Genomic DNA, 22,025 nt, shown 5'->3' with positions numbered 1-22,025 from the left:
GGATTCTCCGACCTCGGCGTCCACAGCGCACCCCGCAGCCCCCTCGCACCCCCGCCGCCCCGCCGGTACTCCCCTACGACCCGAGCTCCGCCTCGATCTCGACCGCCCGACCGGTGCCACCCTCGGACCGCAGCCCGCGGACCGCTAGCGGCGGTTCGAGCGCCTGACCCAGAGGACGACCAGGACCGTCACCAGCAGGGCGATCAGCAGCGCCGTGGTCAGCCATCCGAGGAAGCCGTGGAAGAACCCGTGGAAGAAGCCGCGCTTCACCTTCTTCTTCGTCTTCGACTTCGACTTGGACCCGGCGAGCCGGGCGATCCGGTGCGCCCCGTCCCGCGCCTGCGGCACCCGCTCCGGCGCCGTACGCGCCGCTCCCGCCGCCCCCGCCGTCCGCACCACCGGCACCGCCGACGCCGGAGCGGCCACCGCCACCCCGCCGCCGAGCACCAGCACCCCGGCCACCGCCGCACCCGCCAACCGTCTGCCCACGCCACGCCCCCCGTTACCGCTCGACCGGCCACCCACCATCCCACCGCCGCGCCCCCGGTGACAGCCCCGGCCCCCGACCGCGACCCACCCGCGACACACCGGTCACCGAACCGGAACACGCCCGGGAGCACCCGGCGTCCGGGCCCCTTGCACCCCGCACCCGACGGAAGCAGTGGGCCGGGGCTGGGTCGAGGCAATCCCGGCCCCCGGCGACCGCCGCGCGGATATGCTGCAACGGCGGAGTCCGGGGCCGGAACCGGCAAGCCGGGGGAACCGCGAAGAACGGTCGTCCGGGGGGCCTGTGTCGAACGAAGAAGCAGTCAAAACCGCCTGGCAGATCCATGGTTCGCTGACAGAGGTGACCGGAAGGGTCGATTCCAAGGCATCCTTCGCGCTCACCATCGAGTCCGCCGCGCTCGGCGCGATCGTCGCCCTGTCCGGCACCGGTACCACCCTCGGCCGCACCTCGGGAGCGCTGCCCGCAACGGCCTTCTGGCTCGGGGTGGCCATCCTCGCCCTGGCAGCGATCGCCGCCGTGTCGGTGGTCGTACCGCGCGGCGGGGGCAAGCACGAGAGCGACGCTCCGAACTTCGTCTACTACGGCCAGCTCCGGCACTGGACGCCCGACCGGCTCGCCACCGAGCTGGACGGCGCGGACCTGCTCCCCCTGCTCAGCAGGCAGTTGGTGGATATGAGCCGGATCATCTGGATCAAGGACCGCCGGGTACGGCAGTCCCTCCTGCTCGCCATCGCCGGTTGCTGCCTGGTCGCGCTGGCGGGGCTGCTGGGATGAGACCCGCCGGATCGGCGTCGGGCGGACGCGTTCCGTTCTGGCACCTGCTGGACGCCCCGGCCCGGGCGGAACTGGCCGCCGTCGCCCGCCGGGTCCACTACCCGGCGGGCGACTCACTGCTCCAGCAGCACGAGCTCTCCGACCACCTGCTGGTGGTCGAGCGCGGCTGCGTCAAGGTCCTGGTCGAGTCGGGGGCCGGCTACCGCGCGATCCTCGCCATCCGGGGCGACGGCGACCTGCTCGGCGAACAGGCGGGCCTCGACGGCGGCTCCCGGTCGGCCACCCTCCACGCGCTGACCGACGTCATCGCGCTGCACATCCCGCTCAGCCGGTTCGGCCCCATCAAGCGGGACAACCCCGTCGTCGCGCAGGCCCTTCAGCAGGTGCTCTCCGGCCGGCTGCGGGAGGCCGACCAGCAGCGGGCGGCCACCGGCTCCGGCGTCGTCCGCACCCGCCTGGCCGCCCTCCTGCTGGAACTCGCCGAACGCTACGGAGATTCGGCACCCACCGGCGAGGTCAAGATCTCCCTGCCGCTTTCCCAGGACGACCTGGCCGGCCTGGTGCTCAGCTCCCGACGAACCGTCAACCGGCTGCTGGAGGAGTGGCGGGACGCCGGGTGGCTGCGAACCGGGCGCCGGGTGATCGAACTGAACCGGCCGGAGGAGCTGGCGGAGCTGGCCCGCCCCGAGGGCCGGATCCCCCCTTAGCAGTCGGAGTTCAGATGGCGTCCGGGTCGCAGCGGGCCAGCCCGTAACGGTCCGCCACCGGGTTCCACGCCTCGGCGAAGGCCTTCTTGGCGGCGGTCGCCACCTGACTCTGACCGTATCCCTCGTCCCAGTCCGCAGTGTGCGGCGCGTTGCCGTCGCATCCGGCCACGTCGTCCGCCCACCTCGCGAACGCCCGATCGGCTGCCGCGGAGGCCTTCCAGGCCGAGGACAGCTGGGCCGCCAGGGTCGCGCCACCGGGCAGTGCCGAGGTGTCGACGGCCTGCAGCCGGTTGACCAACGAGTCCCGGCCGACCGCCGCCTGGCGGAGCTGGGACGCCCGGTACCTCACGTCCACCGCGCTCCCGCAGCCGTCCGCGGACTGGACCGCGGACGTGACGACCTTGCGCGTGCCGTCGTTCCGGTTCAGCAGGGCGTCAATGGCCTTCGCCTGGTCCGCGGAGGTGCCCACGGACGTCCCGCTACCGCCGGTCGCACCTCCTGTGATGCCGTAGCTCCCGTTCGGCGTCGTCCCGTCCATGGGCGCGACAGCCGGCCACGACTGCCCGGTCGACGCGGAGTCGGTTCCGGAGTGGTCCCCGAGCACGGACACCCCCTTGATGCCCGCCCACACGAGCAGGCCCGCCACCAGCATCGCCAGCAGCACCCGGCCCGGGCCGGGCGGGGTGGCGGAGGGCGGAGTGGCGGGCACCGTGGAGACATCCGGCCTCCGCCGGGCGGACGGCCCCGGCCCGGCCGTCGGCGGCGCGCGCAGCTCTTCGATCGCCCGGAGCAACGGCCTTTCCCAGTCGGCCAGTTCGGGCCGCCGCCGGGGGTCCGTGCCGAGCGCCGTCGCGGCTAGCCGGCCGAGGTCCGCCGAGAGCATCGCGACCACTCCGGTGTCCCGGCTGTCCTGCTCTCCGGCGAGCAGACGGACCACCAGCAGGCCGAACTTGTAAGAGTCCCCACGCCCGGTCGCCAGCGGTTCGCCCTCCGGCAGGCTCCAGTCCGGGGTCTCCCGCTGGTCGAGCGCGTCCCGGCCGTCGACCCGCATCGCGTCGCAGTCGATCAGGAAGCAGCTCGGCTCCGTTCCCAACCTGAACAGCACGTTCTTGGGCGAGAGGTCGCCCACCACCACGCCCAACCGGTGCAGGCCCGCGAGTGTCCGGGAGAGGTCGAGCAGCAGCTGCAGCCGCTGCTCGTCGCTGATCGAGATCCCGACCCGGCGCAGGTAGCCCTCGTCGTTCAACAGGAACTGGAAGCCCGCGAGGTTCCGCCCCGCCTGTGGCGAGGTGATGAAGAAGCTGTCCGGCACCAGGCGCATCAGGATGCCGCAACGGCCATGGCCGTCAGACACGACGGCGGCCGGCCAGGCCAGCCGCTCGCACAGCCAGAGGCCGGTCTCGGTGGGCAGCCCGGGCACGAACTCCACCATCGCGTCCAGGGCCGGGCCGTCCAGTTCGTTCCGGCAGGCTGCGGAGTACTCCTTGTACGCCACCGGCCATTCGCCGTTGATCTTCCGGTCGGGCAGCGCCCAGACCGTGCCCTGGCCGCCCTGGCCGAGCTTGTCACCCCTGGTCAGTCGTTCGACCCGGACCTTCGTCACGGTTGTGCCTCCACGGCGGAGGCGGGCCAGACCACGAGCAGGGTGCGGTCGTCGTCGAAGGTCTCCCGGGAGAAGTCCAGCAGGTGGGCGAGCCCGCGGGGCTCCAGGGAGGGCGCCAGGTGCTCGGCGAACAACCGGCCGACCGGGCCCGTACCGTCGCCCAGCGGGCCTCCGAAGCCGTCCGTGCCGACCAGCAGCCGGTCCGAACCCGACACGAGCGCGGAGTGCGATCGGACGTCGCCGGGCACCCGGGGCAGTGCCACCACTGCCGAGGAGGCCACCGGCCCGCCGCTGACCGGTTCGCGGATCACCGACATGAACCGGCGGCCCCCCGACAGCAGCCAGGCCCCCGAGTCCCCGACGGACACCAGGTGGACGTCCAGCCCCAGCGAGGAGGGCACCACCACACCCGTCACGAGCGTGGTGGCCATCAGGCGCTCGGCCGCCGCCGCGTCCTCCCGGGACAGGCCGAGGATCTTCGCCGTCTGCGCGACCAGCTGGTAGGCGGCGTGGTTGAGTACCTCGGCCCAGGCGAGTTCGTCCGGGCGGCGGCCCTCGTCCAGCTGCCTGGTCACCGTGTCCACTGCCGTCCGACAGGCGAGGGTGGCTCCCAGGTGCGACTGCGCGGCGCCGGAGACGCCGTCCGCGACCGCGAAGACCAACGCCCCGGAGCCGTGCAGCCCCACCGCGACGTCGTCCTCGCGGGGCCGCCCGTTACCCCGGTGCGCGTACCCCCGGACGGAGGCGAGCCGGACCCGTACGTGCTCGCTGGACCAGCCGTCGAAGATCGTGTCCGGCCGGTACGAGGAACCCGACGGCGGCTTGGGCTCGAACCGGTCCACCGGACGGTCCAGTTCGACGGGCGCCCACCGAGAGGGGGGCGCCGCGTACACCGAGTCGCCGACCGGGCGACCGGGCTCCGCCGGCGGGTGCGACGGCCTGGCCGGGGCGGGCAGGAAGCCGGCCGGACCCGTCCGCGACGGCCCTGCGGCCGGCGGTACGAACGGCGGTACGGTCGGCGGCGCGGCCCGGCCGTTGGGGCCGGCCGCGCGGTGCTCGGGGCTCATCGTCACACCACGTCGATCGCCATGCGGAAGCCCTCCGGCTTGTCCACCACCAACTCCGCGTTCCCCGCCGCGAGTGACATCCCGGACGCGACGATGCTCGTCGTCAGCGCCGAGCAGAACTTGGTGATCGCCGCGCCGATGTCGGCGCCCGGAATCTGCACGAAGGCGTAATTCCGGTCGGTGGCGACGTTCAGGATCGTGGCGGCATCGGCGGCGCCGATGCCGAACGCCGCGATGTTCGGCGCCACGCCCCGGGACCGGTCGGTCAGCTGCCGGTGCACGCTCGCCCAGTCCTCGTTGCTGTTGGGCTGGCCGTCGCTGAGGAAGAACACCGCGGGCCGGTAGACCGTGTACCCGGCGCTCTTCAGCTCCTGCACGTCCTGCGGGATGCGGGTGAGCAGCGCCGTGAACGCTGCCCGGTAACTCGTCCCGCCGCCGGTGCTGGACAGGACCGGCAGCTCGTCCTCGTGCCGCAGGTCGGCCAGGCTCATCCGTACGTCGACCCCGTTCGAGAAGCCGAGCACGGAGAATCTGACTTTCGCCGCCGCCATCGGTTCGGCCAGCAGCGCACGGTGCAGCGAGGCCAGTCCGGCGTTGAGTTCGCCGAGGACGGGTGTCATCGAGCCGGACTCGTCCGCCACCACGTACATCGGGATCAGGTTGCCGCGGTTGTCGGCCATGGTCGGAAATGCCTTTCGGTTCCGGCGCCGTGGGCGCCTCGTCGGGATGGGTCGGGGGTGGCTCAGCCGGTGCCGCCGAGCCGACGCAGGCCGGGCGGGCACTCGATGAACAGGTCCAGTCGGCCGCCGGCCAGGCCGCGGCTCAGGTACAGCACGGAGTCGCGCAGCAGCGAGGCGAAACGCTCGGCGGCGGTGGCCAGGTCAAGTCCGGGCTCGGCCAGGAACGCGAGTTCCGGGTAGCGGGCGATCGCTCGGATCTCGGCCTCGTCGGCCCGGCCGATGCCCACCGAGATGACCGTCGGATGACGGGGGTTGGTCGCCGGGTCAGTCAGCGCCCTGACCGCTTCCCGCCATCGCACGCCCTCCTCGCAGGCCCCGCCGAACAGCACGAACAGCACCGGGCGGTGGACCACCGGGTGCTCGGCCTTGAGCCTCGCCAGGTCCTCCGGGAGCTGCTTGCCCAGACGCTCGAACGCCAGGTCGTGCCGCGCGCCCGCACGCACCGTCAGCTCCGGCATCACGGTGGTCCACTCGACCGCCGACATCGGCAGGTGCGCCGTGGTCTGCCCGGCCGCGCCGAGCACCGCGATGCGCAGTCCGGTGGCCGTCTCGGGCGGGGTCAGCAAGGCCGAGTGCAGGCCGCGCAGCGCGTTGTTGAGGCCGTCGAGGCAGCCGGCGACGGCCGCCGACTCATCGATCAGGAGGTAGACCGGGAGCACCCCGCTCGCCGGGCCGCTCCCCTGCGCGTCCGCGACCACCGTCCCCACCAGTGCGGACGGCGCGGACGGGCCCGCCGGGCCGGCCGGACCGCCCCACCGTACGGGCCGCAGCGCCGCGGCCGCCCCGCCCGCGAGCGTCGAGCCCTGGACCCTGTTCAGCGCCTGCTGCCGGATCACCTCGACATCGGCCGGCTGGATGAGGTCGTTCGCGACCATGAACTTGAAGACCTCGACCGAGCGTTCGTCGAACTGCTCCTGTCGGCCGACCAGTGCCGTCTCCCAACGGCTGCGCATCTCGACCGCCTCGGCGATCCGGTCCGGGTGCTCCAGCACGAACAGCCGGATCAGGCCGCCGATGTCGAGGTCGCCCTCGCCCAGGAGCCTGCGCCGCTCCGTCTGCAGCTCCAGCTTCGCCGTCTGTTCCAGCTTCTCCCGGGCGATCCGGCCGTCCAGCTTGATCCGGTCGACCACTTGCTCGCCCCGGGCCTCGGCCTCGGCCCGCACCTGCGCCGATTCGGCCAGCCTCAGCTCCCGGTCCGCCCTGGTCAGACTCGTGATGTACTCGCGCGCCGCCTCGTCGGGGCGCAGGTCGACCACGCAGCGGTAAATGGTGATGCCCTCCGGCAGCACCATCTCGTGGTCGCAGTCCTGGTTCATCCGGTGCTCGGCCAGGGCCGCCTGGTGGATCGGGAAGCCCCGGGCGATCCCCCGGAGCACGGCGGCGATGTGCCCGTAGACCACGATCAGGGCGTCGGTCACGTTCCGGCGGACCACCTCGACCGGGTCGTGGACCCGGAAGCCCACGTCCACGACCGCATCGAAGCAGTGGGCCTGGTCCTGGGAGGGCAGCGGCCAGCTCTTCAGGTGCGCGGTGCGTCGGTGGTCACTGAGGTCCACCTCGTACCTGGTGCGGTACTTGCCGAGGAACTGCTGCGACCAGCTCAGCGGCTTTCCCTGGAACCACGCGAGTTCGCCATCGTAGGAGGCGTACACCGCAGCGGCGCTCGGCTTCAGTGCCTTCACCGGGCCGGACAGTCCCCGTGGCACCGGCTCCTCGCTGATGATCAGCGGCAGGGTGGGGGTCATCTCGGATTCTCCAGTCGGTCCAGTTCGGCCGTGACCGCGGCGGCGGTCCTCGGCAGCGGGGCGATGCTGTGGGCGCCCGACCAGTCGGCGGCCTGGCGGCGCAGGATGGTGGCGGTCCGCGGGTCGCCGTCCGCCAGCGCACCGGCCATCCGTACGAAGATCACCCGCAGTCCGGGGTCCCCCTCGGCCAGCCGGGCCCACAACTGGAGGACGTACTCGGAGGCCGATCGCTGGACGGCCTCGTTCAGCGCCGCGCGCCACAGTTCGACGAACGGGGCGCGCAGCACCGGCTCCCGGTCCGTCCGTACCAGCAGGGCAGGCCAGTTCGGCATCACGGCCGGCTCCGCGAGCGTCTCCGTCTCCACCACCAGCTGGGCGCCCACGGCCAGGAAGGCCAGCAGGACCGAGGGACGGGCCCGGTGGTCGGCCAACGCCGTGCACAGCCTGCCGAGCACCACGGCGGTCAGCCGGTCGTCGTCGGCGAGGATGTCGGCCAGACTGTCGCCGACCGCGATGGCGACCTGGATGTGGTCGACCACGCAGAGTCGGGCCAGGGCGTCGACAGCGCCCAGCGGCCCGGCGCCGCTGAGGCTCAGCGCGAACACCCGGGCCGCGGTCGCCTGGACCAGCGGGCGGGCGGTGTCGCCGAGCCAGCCGGCCGCCAGGGTCCTGACCATGCCGCTCAGTTCGGGGTTCTTCGCGCTCACCGACAGGGCGTGAGCCACCGCGGTCCGCCGACGACGGTCCGGGCTGGCCGCCCAGGAGTGGAGGACGTGGTCCAGCACGTACTGGAAGGACTGGTCGGCGAGCACTCCGAGGGCCACCCCTGCGTGTGTGCGGACCTGTTCCGACGGGTCGGCGACCAGCTCGCCGAGCCAGTCCAGCAACACCTCGTGCAGCGGGTACTCCGTCCAGACGTGCTGGATCAGCCGCCGCGGGTAGCCCGGGTCCTTGTACTCCAGGGCCTCCGCGGGTACCCGCCCGGTGGCGCTGAAGAACCGCACCGGCACCGTCCGGGCGCGCAGCTGGGCGAGCCGCCGCCGACGCGGCACCTGGTACGGCTCGCGCACCCGCGGCAGGTGACCGTCCGCGGCGGCCAGCACGGTGTAGTCCTCCGTGCCCAGGCGGCGGTGGAGCGCCCGGGCCGCCGCGACGACGTCCTCCTGCGGGAGGCCGTTGAGCACCGCCAGGGCGACGGCGTAGCAGCGCAGGAAGGGCTCGTCCAAGTTCTCGGCCCAGATCTCGAAGTCCTCGACGCCGCGCCGGGCCAGCTTCTCCCGGACCGCCGCGAGGTCGGGCAGCCCGGTGGCCGAGGACTCCGCGGACTCGCCCAGCGCGGAGGCGAGTCCGGCCGCCGCCGAACACGCGCCGTCCGCGCCGAGGCACTCAGCGAGGAACGCCGGTACGCCCGATCGCTTGAGCAGCAGCGTGGCGGCCGGCTCGCCGAGCCGCCAGTCCAGGTGGTGGCGGACGATCCGGGCGGGCTCCGGCGGGCCGGACAGCTCGATGACGTGGCCGAGGACCTCGGAGTCGACCAGCCCGCTCTCTTGGCCGACCGTCAGGACCAGACGGGCCCCGGCGCGGTGGAGGGCGCCGTCCAGACCCTGGAGGAACGGGCCGTCCAGGATGGAGCAGTCGTCCGGCTGGTCGACCAGGAAGCCGACCGGCTCGCCCGGGCCCTCCTGGGCGTCGGCCTCCAGCCGCTCGACGAGCGCTCCGAGATCGGAGGTGCGGTCCAGGCGGTAGATCCGGTCGACCGAGCGGCCGAGCAGGAGCCGCAGCGCGGCCGTGGTCTTGCCGGAACCGCTCGGGCCACGCAGGATCGCGAGGCTCCGCTTGCCGAAGTCGGCCCGCACCTCGTCCCAGCCGACCGGATCCGCGAAGGCGCTGCGCACCTGCTCCAGGACCAGCGGGGAGACCAGGCGCAGCGGCGCCCGGCCGCCGCCGACCAGGAAGACGTTCTTGTCCCCGGCGACCATGTCGCCGTCGATGCTCGCCAGCGCGTGGCGGACGGTGTCCCGGCGCAGCATGCCCTGGGCGAACTGGGTGGCCTCCGCGCTCTCCCGGGCCGCTCCGCTGCGGGCGGAGCCGCCCTCCGGCGGCTCCCCGCCGACATCGCCGGACGACCCGCCGTCGGCGCCCTCGCCGGCCGGCGGGCCGTCCGCGGGAGGCGCGTCCGGCCCGGCCCCGGGCGGTGCCGCCGGGCCGGACGAGCCCCCTCCCCCGTCGGCCGGCGGAACCCCCGTCACCGCCGGCCCCGCGTCCCCGGGCGTGGTCATCGACGACCCGGGGCGTTCGGCGCGTGGTACACGTTCTTGTCACCGGCCACCTGGTCCCCGTGCACCACCCCCGCGTGGAACACCACACCGCCCTTCGGACCGGTGTCCGGGCCGCCCTTCGGCCCGCCGACAGGACCGGAGGCAGGGCCGGGTCCGGCATCGGGACCGGGGCCGGCGACCAGCCCGGGCGGAGCCGGATAGCCGGGCACGGTGATCCATCCCCGCGCGGCGATCCCGTGCTTGGCCTCGAAGTCGACGGGCAGGTAGGCCGCCGGGTCGACGGTGCGGTACTCGTGACGGACCACGGCCTGGTAGACCTCGTCGGAGACGATGAACGCCAGGTTGGCCCTGGCCGCCCGGGCCAGCACCTCGCGCAGCGGCACGGCGTCGACCAGCCGGAAGGTCCAGTTCACCGCGTCCCCGGACCAGCCGTCCGGGTCACGGCTGACCAGCCCCTGGTGCAACGCCACCCTGAAGCGCAGGGCGTGCGCCTCGTTGAAGATCCGCGCCTTCTCCGCGAGGCAGTCCTCCAGCGCCCGGACGAGCGCCCCGGCCAGCAGCACCGGCGAGACGTGTGGCTGCACCAGGAGCAGCACGCCGTCCCCGCGGTCCTCGGTGGCGACGGCCGCGCCCGGCAGGCCGGTCTCCGCCAGCGCCTCCCGGAGCACGTCGTACATCGCTTCGCGCAGCGACCGCTGGACGGGGTTCGGCCGCGCGCTGAACCCCTCGATGTCGAGCACCACGATCCAGTGGTGCACGGCCGCCAGTGTCATCCCGGCTCCTCCCGGCTCGACGTCGACCACGACCCCATTGGTACGCCGCCTGGAGGCGCGCTTCTGCGCCAAATGGCGCACAGCACAAACTTTCTGACTTCTGGACAGGCGGCAGGTCGCGGGCATCGGCCAGGGTACGAAGGGCGTCCGGGCACCGGCTCGACGTTGTCCGGATCGTTACTCCGGCCCCTCCGTACGCGCCTGCGAATGCGCCCCCGCGTGCGCCCCACCGCGCGCAGGAACCGGCGTCCGCGCGCTCACACCACCGGGGGCGAGGCCGCGCCCGCCAGGGCGACGGCGGCCAGCGCGCGCATCGCGCAGGCGGCCTGGCCGAGGGGGAGGGTGGCGTCGTCGGCGAAGAGTTCGACGAGCCAGCCGCCGGCCGCGTTCTGGCCGCCGGCCGCGACCATGCCGCGGTAGCCGGAGACGACGAGCATGGCCTCCTCCGCCGGGTCGTTGCCGGCGGCGCCGGCCCGCAGGGCGAAGGCGCCGCCGCGGACGGCGCGGCGGGTCATCGGGTAGTGGCGCAGGTCGAAGACGGCGTCTGGGGCCTCGATCTGGGCGCGCTGGGTCTCGGCGCGGGTGCTGCTGGGGCCGCTGGTCATCCGGTAGACGGCGTGCTGGGCGGTGCGCATGAGGTGGGAGCCGGGCGGGACGTACGAGACCCACCAGCCGACGGCGTCGAGCAGCCGGGCCGAGGTCTCGGCGACGACGACGAGCTTGCCGAGGGTGTCGGCCGGGTGGACGGCCCGCGCCGCGGCGGCCTGGTCGAGGGCGGCGAGGACGGCGGTGAGCAACTGGCCCGGGTCGGCGCTGTGGGCGGCGCCGCGGAACCGCCGCCGGTCGCCCGTGCCGGCCCGGCCGTTCGGCCCGCGCCGCCCGTCGGCCCGGTGGTGCGGGTCGGCGGCGTCGGCGAGCAGCACGGTGGGGTCGGGAGAGAAGCCGGGGCCGTGGCTGCGCCCGGCGACCACCGGGTGGGCGGCGCGGGCGGCCTTGGCCCGGTACTGGGCGGCGTCGGCGAGGCGGAAGAGCCGGTCGGGGGTGGTGACCGGACCGATGGAGTCCCCGGTGGAGGCGACGCCGCAGGCCACGCCCTCGCCCTCGGACAGCGCGAGCGCCCGGGCGCACAGCTCCTCGGCGACGGCGACCACCTCGTCGGCCTTCTGCCCCTCCACCAGCAGGCAGAACTCGTCGCCGCCGAGCCGGGCGGCGAGGCTGCCGGGGAGTTTGGCGGCGGCCAGCGAGAGCTGGTGGGCGAACCGTTCCAGCAACCGGTCGCCCATCTCGTGGCCGAGCTGGTCGTTGACCCGCTTCAGCCCGTTGACGTCGCAGACGACCAGCGAGACCACGGTGTTGTGCCGGTTGTGCGCCTCCAGCGCGCTCTCCAGCCGGGCGTCGACGGCACGCCGGTTGGCGAGGCCGGTGAGCGGGTCGGAGAAGGCGAGCTTGCGCAGGTCGGCGAGGCGTTCGGTCTGGGCGAGCCCGGCGGAGACCTGGGCGGCGAGCAGGGTCGCGTAGTCGGCGTCGGCCTCGGTGAACTCGGGCATCCCGACCGACCGGGCGAGGTACAGCTCACCCCAGGCCTGCCCGTGCAGCACGATCGGCGCGACCACGCAGCAGGCCCGTCCGCGCCGGCGCAGCGCCGCGGCGCGTTCCCGGCAGTACGCGCCGGCGGTCGGGTGGGTGTGGCCGGCGTGCGGTTCGGTGTTCTCGGCGCTCTGCAGCCAGGCGCGCGGCAGCCGCCCGGTGGTCCAGCGCTCCTCCAGATAGGTGACGATCTCGGGGAAGTCGGCGACCGGGTACGACTCGTCCTCGGGCAGTTCCTCCTCGCCCGGGGCGAGGTCGCCGTGGTTGACCAGCACCCGCAGCCGGCCGGACTCGCGGTCCCAGACCGAGACGGCCGCCATGGTGGCGCCGAGCGCCTCGGTGGCCCGGGTGGCGGCGGCCCGGACGGCCTCCAGGGGGGTGAGTGCGCCGGCCATGTCCTGGGCCAGCTCGACCACGGACTGCAGCCTCAGGTCGGGCAGCGGGTCGCGGTGCCGCGAGCCGCCGCAGTCGCAGCCGCGGTCCGTCATGATCGCCTCACTGCTCACCGGCTCGCCTCGCTCCCTGTGCTCGGTCCTGCCAGACCCCCGTCGCCCGGTCGCACCCGACCGGCCGCTTGCACCAAGACTATGGCGGTTTCGTTCGGTTATGCCCCGTTTGCCCGGATGGACCATCTCAGAACCGTACGGGTTTCAACCGTTCGACACCCGCAGAACAGCAGCCGAACCCCTCCCGTCGCCGCCCACTCCGTCCTCCCGGCGCCGTGCCAGGCACCGCGCCGCCGCTACTCCGGCTTCAGCCGCCGGGTCAGCAGCCACGGCTCCACCAGCCCGAGCCCCCGCACCGGCCGCCGCCACATCGGCTGCAGGTGGAAGCGGGCGCCGGCGTCCGGCCCCGGCATCGGCAGCCCGGAGGCGGGCATCCCGGCGGCGGCCGACAGCGCCTCGGCCAGGCCCGGCCCCTCCGAGTCGGCCGGGGCGACGCTGCCGTTCTGCTCCAGCGCGGCGGCGAACTCGCCGTCGATCAGCACCGCGTCCTTGGGCGCGATCGAGGTGAGCCGGCTGGCCAGGTTGACGGTGGTGCCGAAGACGTCGCCCATCCGCGAGGTGACCGTGCCGAAGGCCATGCCGACCCGCAGCGGCGGGATGGCGTCGTCCCCGGCCAGTGCCTCGATCAGGCTGAGCGCGATCTCGGCGGCGGTCGCCGGGTCCTCCGAGACGTAGAGGATCTCGTCGCCGAGGGTCTTGATCACCCGGCCGCCCTGTCCGGCGATCAGGTCGGAGCAGGTGTTCTCGAAGGTCTCGACGAGCTCGCCGAGCTCCTCCTCCTCCAGCCGCCGGGACAGCCGGGTGAAGCCGACCAGGTCGGCGAAGCCGACGGCGAGCCGTCCGCTGGTGATCTCGTGGTCCTCGGCGGCCTGCACCACCCGGCCGGTGACGGCGGCCAGCTGGCGCCGCCAGACGTACACCAGGAACTGCTCCAGCTCCGGCAGCAGCAGCTCGACCAGCGGGTAGGCCACGTCGGCGCGGGTCAGCCCGGGTTCGACGGACTGGGTGAGGTTCTCCAGGAAGGTGTCCATCTGCCAGCCGGCCAGCCGAGCCGTGGTCTGGCCGGTGGAGCGGGCCACCTGGATCGCCATGGACTCGCTCAGCAGTCCGGACTCGACCAGGCCGGCGAGGCGCCGCAGCGCGATCACGTCGCCGTCGGTGAGCGCCCTGGACTGGCCGATGTCGGGGAAGCCCATGGCCCGCCAGAACCGGGTGGCCAGCTCCATCGGGACGTCGGCGGCGCGCGCGGCCTGGTACGGCGTGTAACGGCGCGGCGCGTCCAGGATCAGGCGTTCCAGTTCGAGCGCGACCGTGGGGTCGTTGCTGCCCGCCGTCGTGCCGCTGCTGCCGTCCTCTGCCACCGGTCCGTCCCCGTGCGGTCGCCGCACTCGCCTCGTGTCCTACCTGTCCGGGCGCACCGCCCGCCACCCAGGCGGGCAGTGGCGCGCCTCACACCGCTGCCAGGTGGAATGTTCGCACGGAATCGCCGGATCCGGGGCATCAGCCCGGGTCAAGGAGAGGTGAAGACTGCCGTTCAGCGGGGCTCGGGGCGCACGTGGACGACGTCACCCGCGCCGACCGCCCGGCGTGCGCCGTCGGGCGTACGAACCACCAGCCGCCCGTCGCCGTCCACCGCCACCGCCTCGCCGACCAGCTCGGTGTCGCCGGGCAGGTGGACCTTCACCTGGCGGCCGAGCGTGGTGCAGCGGTCCACGTAGGCGCGCAGCAGGTCGCTGGCGTGCGGGTCGCCGGCGGCGGCCGTCCACTCGCGGTACAGCTCGGCGAGTTCGCGCAGCAGGGCCCGCAGCAGGGTGCCGCGGTCGGTGGTGGCGGCGCCGGCCAGCGCGAGCGAGGCGGCGGTGGGGACGGGCAGCTCCTCGGCGCGCAGCGAGACGTTGAGGCCGAGGCCGACCACCACGGCGCCGCCGGCCAGCTCGGTGAGGATGCCGCCGACCTTGCGCTCCGCGCCGTCGATCTCCACCTGCAGGTCGTTGGGCCACTTCAGCCCGACCTCGACCTCGGCGATCCGGCCGAGCGTGCTGGCCGCCGCCACCCCGACCAGGATCGGCAGCCAGCCGTAGCGCTCGACCGGCACCTCCTCGGGGCGCAGCAGCACGGACAGGAACAGCCCGGAGCGGGCCGGGGCGGTCCACTGCCGGTCCAGCCGGCCGCGCGCGGCGCTCTGCGCCTCGGCCACCAGCACCGCACCCTGGGCCGCGCCGGCCTTGGCCCGGGCGGCGAGGTCGCTGTTGGTGGAGCCGGTCTCGGTGACGACGTCCAGGGAGGTCCAGAGCCCGCCCGGCACGAGCAGGTCGTGGCGCAGCGCCTCCTCGTCGAGCGGCGGACGGTCCAGGTCGGTCCACGGCGACGGTCCGGTGTGGCCGAAGCCGCGCAGTCCGCTGCGGCGGGGGGTGTCGGAGGCGTTCATGCGGGAAACCCTAGGGCGTGAGCGCAGCCGGGGGGCGTAGGCCGCCCCATCGTCCCGCAGAACGGCCGTCAACAAAACTGTGTCGATGGCCATAACGCCAGGACGTGCCGAATCGCCCTCCGCGCTGGCTACGCTACCCAGCGGTAGTTCGTAGCGCCGCCCTGCCCTCATGCGCGGGCCCCATCCACCCGGTCCGCGCGCACTCGAACAGGTCGCGGCCATGGATCAGGGAGAGCCACCGGATGACCGAGGCGCCGTACGACCCCCACACGACCGCCGGCAAGCTCGCCGACCTGCGGCGCAGGCTCGACGAGGCGGTGCACTCCGGCTCGGCCAAGGCCGTGGAGAAGCAGCACGCCAAGGGCAAGCTGACCGCCCGCGAGCGGGTCGTGGAGCTGCTGGACGAGGACTCCTTCGTGGAGTTCGACGAATTCGCCCGGCACCGCTCGACCAACTTCGGCCAGGAGAGGAACCGCCCGTACGGCGACGGCGTGGTGACCGGCTACGGCACCGTCGACGGCCGCCAGGTCGCGGTCTTCGCCCAGGACTTCACCGTCTTCGGCGGTTCCCTCGGCGAGGTCTTCGGCGAGAAGATCGTCAAGGTGATGGACTTCGCGCTGAAGACCGGCTGCCCGGTCATCGGCATCAACGACTCCGGCGGCGCCCGGATCCAGGAGGGCGTGGTCTCGCTCGGCCTGTACGGCGAGATCTTCCGCCGCAACGTGCACGCCTCGGGCGTCATCCCGCAGATCTCGCTGATCATGGGCCCCTGCGCCGGCGGCGCGGTGTACTCCCCCGCGATCACCGACTTCGTGGTGATGGCCGACAAGACCTCGCACATGTTCATCACCGGCCCGGACGTGATCAAGACCGTCACCGGCGAGGACGTGGGCATGGAGGAGCTGGGCGGCGCGCGCACCCACAACACCAAGTCCGGCAACGCGCACTACCTGGCCGCGGACGAGAAGGAGGCGGTCGAGTACGTCAAGAGCCTGCTCTCGTACCTGCCCTCCAACAACCTGAGCGACCCGCCGTCCTACGCCGAGCAGGCCGACCTGTCGGTCACCGACGAGGACCTCGAACTCGACACGATCGTGCCGGACTCGGCGAACCAGCCGTACGACATGCGCAAGGTCATCGAGCACATCGTCGACGACGGCGAGTTCCTGGAGACCCAGCCGCTGTACGCCGGCAACATCATCACCGGCTTCGGCCGGGTCGAGGGCCAGTCGGTCGGCATCGTCGGCAACCAGCCGATGGACCTGGCCGGCTGCCTGGACATCAACGCCAGCGAGAAGGCCGCCCGCTTCATCCGGACCTGCGACTCGTTCAACATCCCGGTGCTGACCTTCGTGGACGTGCCCGGCTTCCTGCCCGGCACCGAGCAGGAGTGGGACGGCATCATCCGCCGCGGCGCCAAGCTGATCTACGCCTACGCCGAGGCCACCGTCCCGCTGATCACCGTGATCACCCGCAAGGCCTTCGGCGGCGCCTACGACGTCATGGGCTCCAAGCACCTGGGCGCCGACCTCAACCTGGCCTGGCCGACCGCCCAGATCGCCGTCATGGGCGCGCAGGGCGCGGTCAACATCCTGCACCGCCGGGAGATCGCCGAGGCCGAGGCGGCCGGGAACGTCGAGGAGAAGCGGGCCGAGCTGATCGCCTCGTACGAGGACACCCTGCTGAACCCGTACCTGGCGGCCGAGCGCGGCTACGTCGACGCGGTCATCGCGCCGAGCGAGACCCGCCGGCACATCGTCCGGGGCCTGCGGGCGCTGCGCGGCAAGCGCGAGGTGCTGCCGCCGAAGAAGCACGGCAACATCCCCCTGTAGGCCCCATCCCTGTCGGGAGAGAACCAGCCATGTCCCCGATCCACGTGCTGCACGGGCAGCCGACCCCCGAGGAGCTGGCCACCGTCCTGGCGGTGGTCCAGGCCCGGGCCGCCGCCGCGCAGGCCGCCGCCGAGGCGGCGCGTCAGGCCGGCGCCGGCCCGGCCTCCCCCTGGAACGACCGCTCGCGCCTGCTCCGCCCCGCCCTCCGCCCGGGCGTCAACGCCTGGCGGACGTCGGGCTGGGCGCACTGAGCCGAACCGACCGCACGCGGAGCAGGAAGTCGGCCCGTCCGACGTCCTGCTCCGCCGTCGTCGACCGTCCGTCCACCCCCGGCGCGCCGGAGCGGAGGGGCGCGCCGGGGGCAGCAGGCGCACCGGGGCAGCGCGCACGCCGGATCGCGAGGCGCGTCCGGGCGGCGGACGCGCCCGGACGGCCGTCAACCTGAGTACGGATACTCAGGCGTCCGGGCCCGGCGCGGCGCACTCTGGACGGGTGCTCTGGTCAGACCCCCGTGACGAGCCCTCGCCCGAGGCCCGTCGAATGCAGGAACGGATGCAGCGGGCCGGCAGGGTGCTCGCCGCCATCGTGCTGGTGGGCTCCGTCCTGATCATGATCGCCCGACTGTTCACCTGAACGGCGGACACCGGCACCCCCGGAGCGGCACCCCCTACGCTGGTGGCCATGACCGACCAGCGCACCCTCGTCCTCGCCTCCGCCTCCCCCGCCCGCCTCGGGCTGCTGCGCCAGGCGGGTCTCGACCCCCGCGTGGTGGTCAGCGGCGTCGACGAGGACGCGATCAGCGCCGCCTCGCCCGCCGAGCTCGCGCTCGTCCTGGCCGAAGCCAAGGCGAAGGCCGTCGCCGCCGACCTCGCCGGCGGCGAGCTGGTGATCGGCTGCGACTCCGTCCTGGAGCTGGACGGCCGGGCCCTCGGCAAGCCCGCCGACGCCGCCGAGGCGGTGGCCCGCTGGCAGTCGATGCGCGGCCGCGCCGGGGTGCTGCGCACCGGCCACTGCGTGATCGACACCGTCACCGGCCGGCAGTCCTCGGCCACCGCCTCCACCACCGTCCGCTTCGGCACCCCGGACGACGACGAGATCGCCGCCTACGTGGCCTCCGGCGAGCCGCTGCACGTGGCCGGGGCGTTCACCCTGGACGGCCGCTCGGCGCCCTTCGTCGAGGGCATCGACGGCGACCCGGGCAACGTCATCGGCCTCTCGCTGCCGCTGCTGCGCCGCCTGCTCGCCGACCTCGACGTCCGGATCATCGATCTGTGGACCAACTGACCTGCCGCATCCGGCCGTCGGACCTCTAAGCTGACCGCCGTCCGGACGGGGAGGGAACGCGGCGATGACCGACAGCGTGCTCAACGTGGTGCTCGGACTGGTGGCCAGTGCCATCAGCGCCGGGCTGGGCTGGCTCGCCCAGAACCTGCGGCGGAGACGGCGGCTGGAGCGGATCCGCGCGTTCTTCGGAATGCCGCCCGGGGGCGAGTGCCTGCTGGTGGTGAACCGGCACACCGCCTCGGCCAGTGGCAAGAGCGTGTCGCGCAACGACGTGTTCGCCCTCATGGAGTTGGCCTCGCTGGTCAAGGAGTGCGGGGCCCACGCCGACCTCGTCGGCCACGAGGACGTCCGCCAGGGGCTGGGCCACAAGGCCGAGTTCTGCCTCGGCGGACCGTCCAGCAACGACCGGACGGCGGCGCACCTGGCCTCCTGGCTGCCCGGGGTGACCTTCACGGACGTGGGCGGTAGCGCCCCGGAGCTGTCGCTCGCGGTGGGTGGCGAGGAGTACCGGTACGAGCCCGGGTCCGCGCCCTCCGGTGGCCAGGCCTTCGCCCTGCTCGCGCGGCTGCACCCTTCGCCCGACGGCCGGCCCGCCTTCCTGGTGTCCGGGCAGACCGCGGTCTCCAACCACGCCGCCGTGCGCTACCTGGTCGCCAACCACCGCCGGCTCGCCCGGCGGTACGGCGAGACCGGCACCTTCGCCCTCGTCCTGCGGGTCGTCAACCCCAAGGCGTACGGTCCGGACGTGGTGGAGCTCGCGGCGGACGTGACGGCCCAGGCGGTCCAGCGGCCCGCCGCCCGCTCAGGCGTCGCTTGAGCGGTCCGGGCGAGAGTGTGGCCCATGCCACCGTCCCGCCACGCCGCAGCCCCGTCACCCCCCGTGGCCCCCGGCGCTCCGGCCCCACCCGGCGCGACCTGCGGAGTCTCCGTACCGGCCGGTATCCGGGGGGCGAAACCCATCACCGAGCGTGTGGGATAGTTCACAACCCGGGGCTACTCGCCGGTACTGCCCAGGAATCCATAAACTCATCGAGGTTCAAGAAGGGAGCCACAGTGCGCAAGGTGCTCATCGCCAACCGCGGGGAAATCGCAGTCCGCGTCGCCCGGGCCTGCTCGGACGCCGGTATCGCCAGCGTCGCCGTCTACGCCGAGCCGGACCGGGATGCGCTGCACGTCCGCGCGGCCGACGAGGCTTACGCGCTGGGCGGTGACACCCCCGCTACCAGCTACCTGGACATCGCCAAGGTCCTGAAGGCGGCCGCCGACTCCGGCGCCGACGCCGTCCACCCCGGCTACGGGTTCCTGTCGGAGAACGCCGACTTCGCCCAGGCCGTCCTCGACGCGGGTCTGATCTGGATCGGCCCGCCGCCGCAGGCCATCCGCGACCTCGGCGACAAGGTGACCGCCCGGCACGTGGCGCAGCGCGCCGGTGCCCCGCTGGTCGCCGGTACGCCGGACCCGGTCTCGGGCGCCGACGAGGTCGTCGACTTCGCCCGGGAGCACGGCCTGCCGGTCGCCATCAAGGCGGCCTTCGGCGGCGGCGGTCGCGGCCTCAAGGTCGCCCGCACCCTGGAGGAGATCCCGGAGCTGTACGAGTCCGCCGTGCGCGAGGCGGTCGCCGCCTTCGGTCGCGGCGAGTGCTTCGTCGAGCGCTACCTGGACAACCCGCGGCACGTCGAGACCCAGTGCCTCGCCGACAAGCACGGCAACGTGGTGGTCGTCTCCACCCGTGACTGCTCGCTGCAGCGCCGCCACCAGAAGCTGGTCGAGGAGGCGCCCGCGCCGTTCCTGACCCCCGAGCAGAACGCCGAGCTGTACCGGGCGTCCAAGGCCATCCTGAAGGAGGCCGGCTACGAGGGCGCCGGGACCTGCGAGTTCCTGGTCGCGCTGGACGGCACGATCTCCTTCCTGGAGGTCAACACCCGTCTGCAGGTCGAGCACCCGGTCACCGAGGAGGTCACCGGCCTCGACCTGGTCCGCGAGATGTTCCGGATCGCCGACGGCGAGGAGCTCGGCTACGGCGACCCGGAGGTGCGCGGCCACTCCTTCGAGTTCCGCATCAACGGCGAGGACCCGGGCCGCAACTTCCTGCCCGCGCCCGGCACCGTGACGCTGTTCGCCCCGCCGTCCGGCCCGGGCGTGCGCCTGGACTCCGGCGTGGAGACCGGCTCGGTCATCGGCCCGGCCTGGGACTCCCTGCTGGCCAAGCTGATCGTCACCGGCCGCGACCGCAAGCAGGCCCTGGAGCGGGCCCGCCGCGCGCTGACCGAGTTCAAGGTGGAGGGCATGGCCACCGCCATCCCGTTCCACCAGGCGGTCGTCACCGACCCGGCGTTCGCGCCCGAGGTGCACGGCAGCGACGAGCCGTTCAAGATCTTCACCCGGTGGATCGAGACCGAGTTCGAGAACACCATCCCGCCGTTCGCCGGTGCGCCCGGCGAGGGCGAGGAGGCCGAGGGCCGCGAGACCGTCGTGGTCGAGGTCGGCGGCAAGCGGATCGAGGTCTCGCTGCCGTCCTCGCTGGGCGTCTCGACGGCCCCGGCGGCCGGTGCGGCGGGTGCCGCCAAGGCCAAGCGCCGGGTGGGCGCCAAGAAGGCCGGTTCGGCCGTCAGCGGTGACACCCTCGCCTCGCCGATGCAGGGCACCATCGTCAAGGTCGCCGTGGAGGAGGGCCAGGTCGTCGCCGAGGGCGAGCTGATCGTGGTCCTGGAGGCGATGAAGATGGAGCAGCCGCTGAACGCCCACAAGGCGGGCACCGTCGTCGGTCTCAAGGCCGAGGTGGGCGCGAGCGTCAGCAGCGGCGCCGCGCTCTGCGAGATCAAGGACTGACCCTGATCGAGGTCTTACCCGCCCTGTCGGGCGACGACCGGTCCGTACGCCCCTCGGGGTGTGCGGACCGGTCGCTTTCCGTACGCGGCCCGGCCGGGCCGCTCAGCGCCCGCGCGGCAGGCCCATTTCGGCCAGCCGGACCGGCATCCCGCCGGGGCCGACCGGGCCGCCGTGGGCACCGGGGCGGCGCTGGCCGGGCAGCGGGGCGCCGCCGGGCGGCGGGCCGGCGCGGCGGGCCATCGGGCCGGGCTGGGTCTGGTGGACCGGGCCGCTGCCGGTGCCGTGCACCGGGGCGTCGCCGCTCGGGGCCGCCCCGATCGGTGCGAGGTCGATCTGCACCCCGCAGTCGGCGAGCGCGTCCAGTTCGCGGGCGGTGCCGTCGTCCGCGGTGGCCTGCTCGTCGGTGACCAGGCGGGTGATCGTCTCGGTGGCGACGGTCTGGAACATGCCGGCCGCGCCGAGCTTGGTGTGGTCGGCGAGGACGATGACCTCGGCGGCCGCCAGCACCATGGCCCGGTCCACGCTCGCGGACAGCATGTTCGCGGTCGACAGCCCCCGGTCGGCGGTCAGCCCGCTGCCGGAGATGAAGGCCTTGGTGACCCGCAGCCCCTGCAGCGACTGCTCGGCACCACTGCCCACCAGGGCGTAGTTGGAGCCGCGCAGGGTGCCGCCGGTCATCACCACCTCGACCCGGTTGGCGTGCGCCAGCGCCTGGGCGACCAGCAGCGAGTTGGTGACCACCGTCAGACCGGGCACCCGCGCCAGCCGGCGGGCCAGCTCCTGGGTGGTGGTGCCGGCCCCCACCACGACCGCGTCGCCCTCCTCCACCAGGCCGGCGGCGAGGTCCGCGATGGCGCTCTTCTCCGCCGCGGACAGGTGGGTCTTCTGCGGGTAGCCGGGTTCGCGGCTGAAGCCGCCGGGGAGCACCGCGCCGCCGTGCCGGCGGTCGAGGAGCCCTTCTGCCTCCAGCGCCCGCACGTCACGGCGCACGGTCACTTCGGAGGTCTGGACGACGCGGGCCAACTCCCGGAGCGAGACGGCTCCGTTGGCGCGCACCATTTCGAGGATCAACTGGCGACGTTCTGCAGCAAACACAGAACCGACGGTAACCTGCGTGACCGTCTGCTTTCAGGCGTTTGCAGCTAGTAGCGGGAATTGCTCGCGCACGAGCGGCGCGTGACCGTACAATACGCGCCGTCAACAGCCCGGGACTGCGCCCGCCGTCCGGGTGACGGTCGGTCATGCGCGAGGGGGGGGGGGGGGGGGGGGGGCGCCCCCCCACATTTGGGGGGGGCGGGGAGGGTAGGCGGGGGGCCCCCGGGGGGGTTGGGGGAGGGCGGGCGGCGCGGGGGGGGGGGCCGGG

Annotated in this window: 18 protein-coding genes and 1 pseudogene; 8 read left to right on the top strand and 11 right to left on the bottom strand. The window is 73.7% G+C overall.

Annotated features, from left to right (window positions below; genetic code table 11):
- Positions 1-144: 144 nt before the first annotated feature.
- Positions 145-489: a hypothetical protein gene (locus tag ABT048_RS05850; protein WP_350520037.1), complete on the bottom strand. Its 345-nt coding sequence runs from the start codon at positions 487-489 to the stop codon at positions 145-147.
- Positions 490-715: 226 nt separating this feature from the next.
- Between ABT048_RS05850 and ABT048_RS05845 the strand changes: the two genes are divergently transcribed.
- Positions 716-1,282 (top strand): Pycsar system effector family protein, encoded by a 567-nt coding sequence (locus ABT048_RS05845; RefSeq protein WP_502893970.1) that lies wholly within the window; start codon positions 716-718, stop codon positions 1,280-1,282.
- The gene (locus ABT048_RS05840) at positions 1,279-1,989 is read left to right on the top strand and encodes a Crp/Fnr family transcriptional regulator (protein ID WP_350520035.1); all 711 of its coding nucleotides are present in this window, start codon (positions 1,279-1,281) and stop codon (positions 1,987-1,989) included. The genes ABT048_RS05845 and ABT048_RS05840 overlap by 4 nt, the downstream gene beginning before the upstream one ends.
- A 10-nt stretch (positions 1,990-1,999) precedes the next feature.
- On the opposite strand, the gene ABT048_RS05835 is transcribed toward ABT048_RS05840, so the two are convergent.
- The 9 genes and pseudogenes from ABT048_RS05835 to ABT048_RS05795 form a co-directional block, all read right to left on the bottom strand.
- Positions 2,000-3,592 carry a hypothetical protein gene (locus ABT048_RS05835; RefSeq protein WP_350520034.1) on the bottom strand — a complete coding sequence of 531 codons (1,593 nt, stop codon included), beginning with the start codon at positions 3,590-3,592 and terminating at the stop codon, positions 2,000-2,002.
- Positions 3,589-4,434: a protein phosphatase 2C domain-containing protein gene (locus ABT048_RS05830; RefSeq protein ID WP_350520033.1), complete on the bottom strand. Its 846-nt coding sequence runs from the start codon at positions 4,432-4,434 to the stop codon at positions 3,589-3,591. The genes ABT048_RS05835 and ABT048_RS05830 overlap by 4 nt, the downstream gene beginning before the upstream one ends.
- A 227-nt stretch (positions 4,435-4,661) precedes the next feature.
- On the bottom strand, positions 4,662-5,339 hold the full coding sequence (locus ABT048_RS05825; RefSeq protein WP_350520032.1) for a vWA domain-containing protein: 678 nt from the start codon (positions 5,337-5,339) through the stop codon (positions 4,662-4,664).
- A 62-nt stretch (positions 5,340-5,401) separates the two neighbouring features.
- Complete coding sequence (locus ABT048_RS05820) at positions 5,402-7,144, bottom strand: hypothetical protein (protein ID WP_350520031.1); 1,743 nt, start codon at positions 7,142-7,144, stop codon at positions 5,402-5,404.
- Positions 7,141-9,393, bottom strand: a complete 2,253-nt coding sequence (locus ABT048_RS05815) for a hypothetical protein (protein ID WP_350520030.1) — start codon at positions 9,391-9,393, stop codon at positions 7,141-7,143. The genes ABT048_RS05820 and ABT048_RS05815 overlap by 4 nt, the downstream gene beginning before the upstream one ends.
- A 26-nt stretch (positions 9,394-9,419) precedes the next feature.
- On the bottom strand, positions 9,420-10,196 hold the full coding sequence (locus tag ABT048_RS05810; RefSeq protein WP_350520029.1) for a hypothetical protein: 777 nt from the start codon (positions 10,194-10,196) through the stop codon (positions 9,420-9,422).
- Between the two features lie 824 nt (positions 10,197-11,020).
- A pseudogene (locus tag ABT048_RS05805) lies at positions 11,021-12,178 on the bottom strand (GGDEF domain-containing protein); the annotation flags it as partial.
- Between the two features lie 347 nt (positions 12,179-12,525).
- The gene (locus tag ABT048_RS05800) at positions 12,526-13,650 is read right to left on the bottom strand and encodes an adenylate/guanylate cyclase domain-containing protein (RefSeq protein WP_350520028.1); all 1,125 of its coding nucleotides are present in this window, start codon (positions 13,648-13,650) and stop codon (positions 12,526-12,528) included.
- 173 nt (positions 13,651-13,823) lie between these two features.
- Positions 13,824-14,717, bottom strand: coding sequence for a biotin--[acetyl-CoA-carboxylase] ligase (locus ABT048_RS05795; protein ID WP_350520027.1), 894 nt, complete (start codon positions 14,715-14,717; stop codon positions 13,824-13,826).
- Positions 14,718-14,959: 242 nt separating this feature from the next.
- On the opposite strand from ABT048_RS05795, the gene ABT048_RS05790 reads away from it, so the two are divergent.
- The 6 genes from ABT048_RS05790 (at position 14,960) to ABT048_RS05765 (ending at position 20,662) form a co-directional block, all read left to right on the top strand.
- Complete coding sequence (locus ABT048_RS05790; protein WP_350520026.1) at positions 14,960-16,549, top strand: acyl-CoA carboxylase subunit beta; 1,590 nt, start codon at positions 14,960-14,962, stop codon at positions 16,547-16,549.
- Between the two features lie 29 nt (positions 16,550-16,578).
- On the top strand, positions 16,579-16,800 hold the full coding sequence (locus ABT048_RS05785) for an acyl-CoA carboxylase subunit epsilon (RefSeq protein WP_350520025.1): 222 nt from the start codon (positions 16,579-16,581) through the stop codon (positions 16,798-16,800).
- Between the two features lie 241 nt (positions 16,801-17,041).
- Positions 17,042-17,182 (top strand): morphogenic membrane protein MmpB, encoded by a 141-nt coding sequence (gene mmpB / locus ABT048_RS05780; protein WP_350520024.1) that lies wholly within the window; start codon positions 17,042-17,044, stop codon positions 17,180-17,182.
- Between the two features lie 48 nt (positions 17,183-17,230).
- On the top strand, positions 17,231-17,833 hold the full coding sequence (locus tag ABT048_RS05775) for a nucleoside triphosphate pyrophosphatase (protein ID WP_350520023.1): 603 nt from the start codon (positions 17,231-17,233) through the stop codon (positions 17,831-17,833).
- A 64-nt stretch (positions 17,834-17,897) separates the two neighbouring features.
- Positions 17,898-18,650: a hypothetical protein gene (locus ABT048_RS05770; protein WP_350520022.1), complete on the top strand. Its 753-nt coding sequence runs from the start codon at positions 17,898-17,900 to the stop codon at positions 18,648-18,650.
- A 236-nt stretch (positions 18,651-18,886) separates the two neighbouring features.
- Complete coding sequence (locus ABT048_RS05765; protein WP_350520021.1) at positions 18,887-20,662, top strand: acetyl/propionyl/methylcrotonyl-CoA carboxylase subunit alpha; 1,776 nt, start codon at positions 18,887-18,889, stop codon at positions 20,660-20,662.
- A 102-nt stretch (positions 20,663-20,764) separates the two neighbouring features.
- On the opposite strand, the gene ABT048_RS05760 is transcribed toward ABT048_RS05765, so the two are convergent.
- On the bottom strand, positions 20,765-21,721 hold the full coding sequence (locus ABT048_RS05760) for a DeoR/GlpR family DNA-binding transcription regulator (protein WP_402803237.1): 957 nt from the start codon (positions 21,719-21,721) through the stop codon (positions 20,765-20,767).
- Between the last annotated feature and the right edge of the window lie 304 nt (positions 21,722-22,025).

It is taken from the genome of Kitasatospora sp. NPDC096140 (assembly GCF_040303045.1).
In the GTDB taxonomy this organism is placed as follows: Bacteria; Actinomycetota; Actinomycetes; order Streptomycetales; family Streptomycetaceae; genus Kitasatospora.
Note: the sequence above shows the minus strand (reverse complement) of the source record. Positions and strands in the feature narration are given on the sequence as shown.

Coding starts and splice junctions, on each gene's coding strand:
- ABT048_RS05760 (WP_402803237.1), bottom strand. CDS start 21,721: ATGGTGCGCGCCAACGGAGCCGTCTCGCTCCGGGAGTTGGCCCGCGTC.
- ABT048_RS05845 (WP_502893970.1), top strand. CDS start 716: ATGCTGCAACGGCGGAGTCCGGGGCCGGAACCGGCAAGCCGGGGGAAC.
- ABT048_RS05825 (WP_350520032.1), bottom strand. CDS start 5,339: ATGGCCGACAACCGCGGCAACCTGATCCCGATGTACGTGGTGGCGGAC.
- ABT048_RS05770 (WP_350520022.1), top strand. CDS start 17,898: ATGACCGACAGCGTGCTCAACGTGGTGCTCGGACTGGTGGCCAGTGCC.
- ABT048_RS05840 (WP_350520035.1), top strand. CDS start 1,279: ATGAGACCCGCCGGATCGGCGTCGGGCGGACGCGTTCCGTTCTGGCAC.
- ABT048_RS05795 (WP_350520027.1), bottom strand. CDS start 14,717: ATGAACGCCTCCGACACCCCCCGCCGCAGCGGACTGCGCGGCTTCGGC.
- ABT048_RS05775 (WP_350520023.1), top strand. CDS start 17,231: ATGACCGACCAGCGCACCCTCGTCCTCGCCTCCGCCTCCCCCGCCCGC.
- ABT048_RS05820 (WP_350520031.1), bottom strand. CDS start 7,144: ATGACCCCCACCCTGCCGCTGATCATCAGCGAGGAGCCGGTGCCACGG.
- ABT048_RS05810 (WP_350520029.1), bottom strand. CDS start 10,196: ATGACACTGGCGGCCGTGCACCACTGGATCGTGGTGCTCGACATCGAG.
- ABT048_RS05785 (WP_350520025.1), top strand. CDS start 16,579: ATGTCCCCGATCCACGTGCTGCACGGGCAGCCGACCCCCGAGGAGCTG.
- ABT048_RS05790 (WP_350520026.1), top strand. CDS start 14,960: ATGACCGAGGCGCCGTACGACCCCCACACGACCGCCGGCAAGCTCGCC.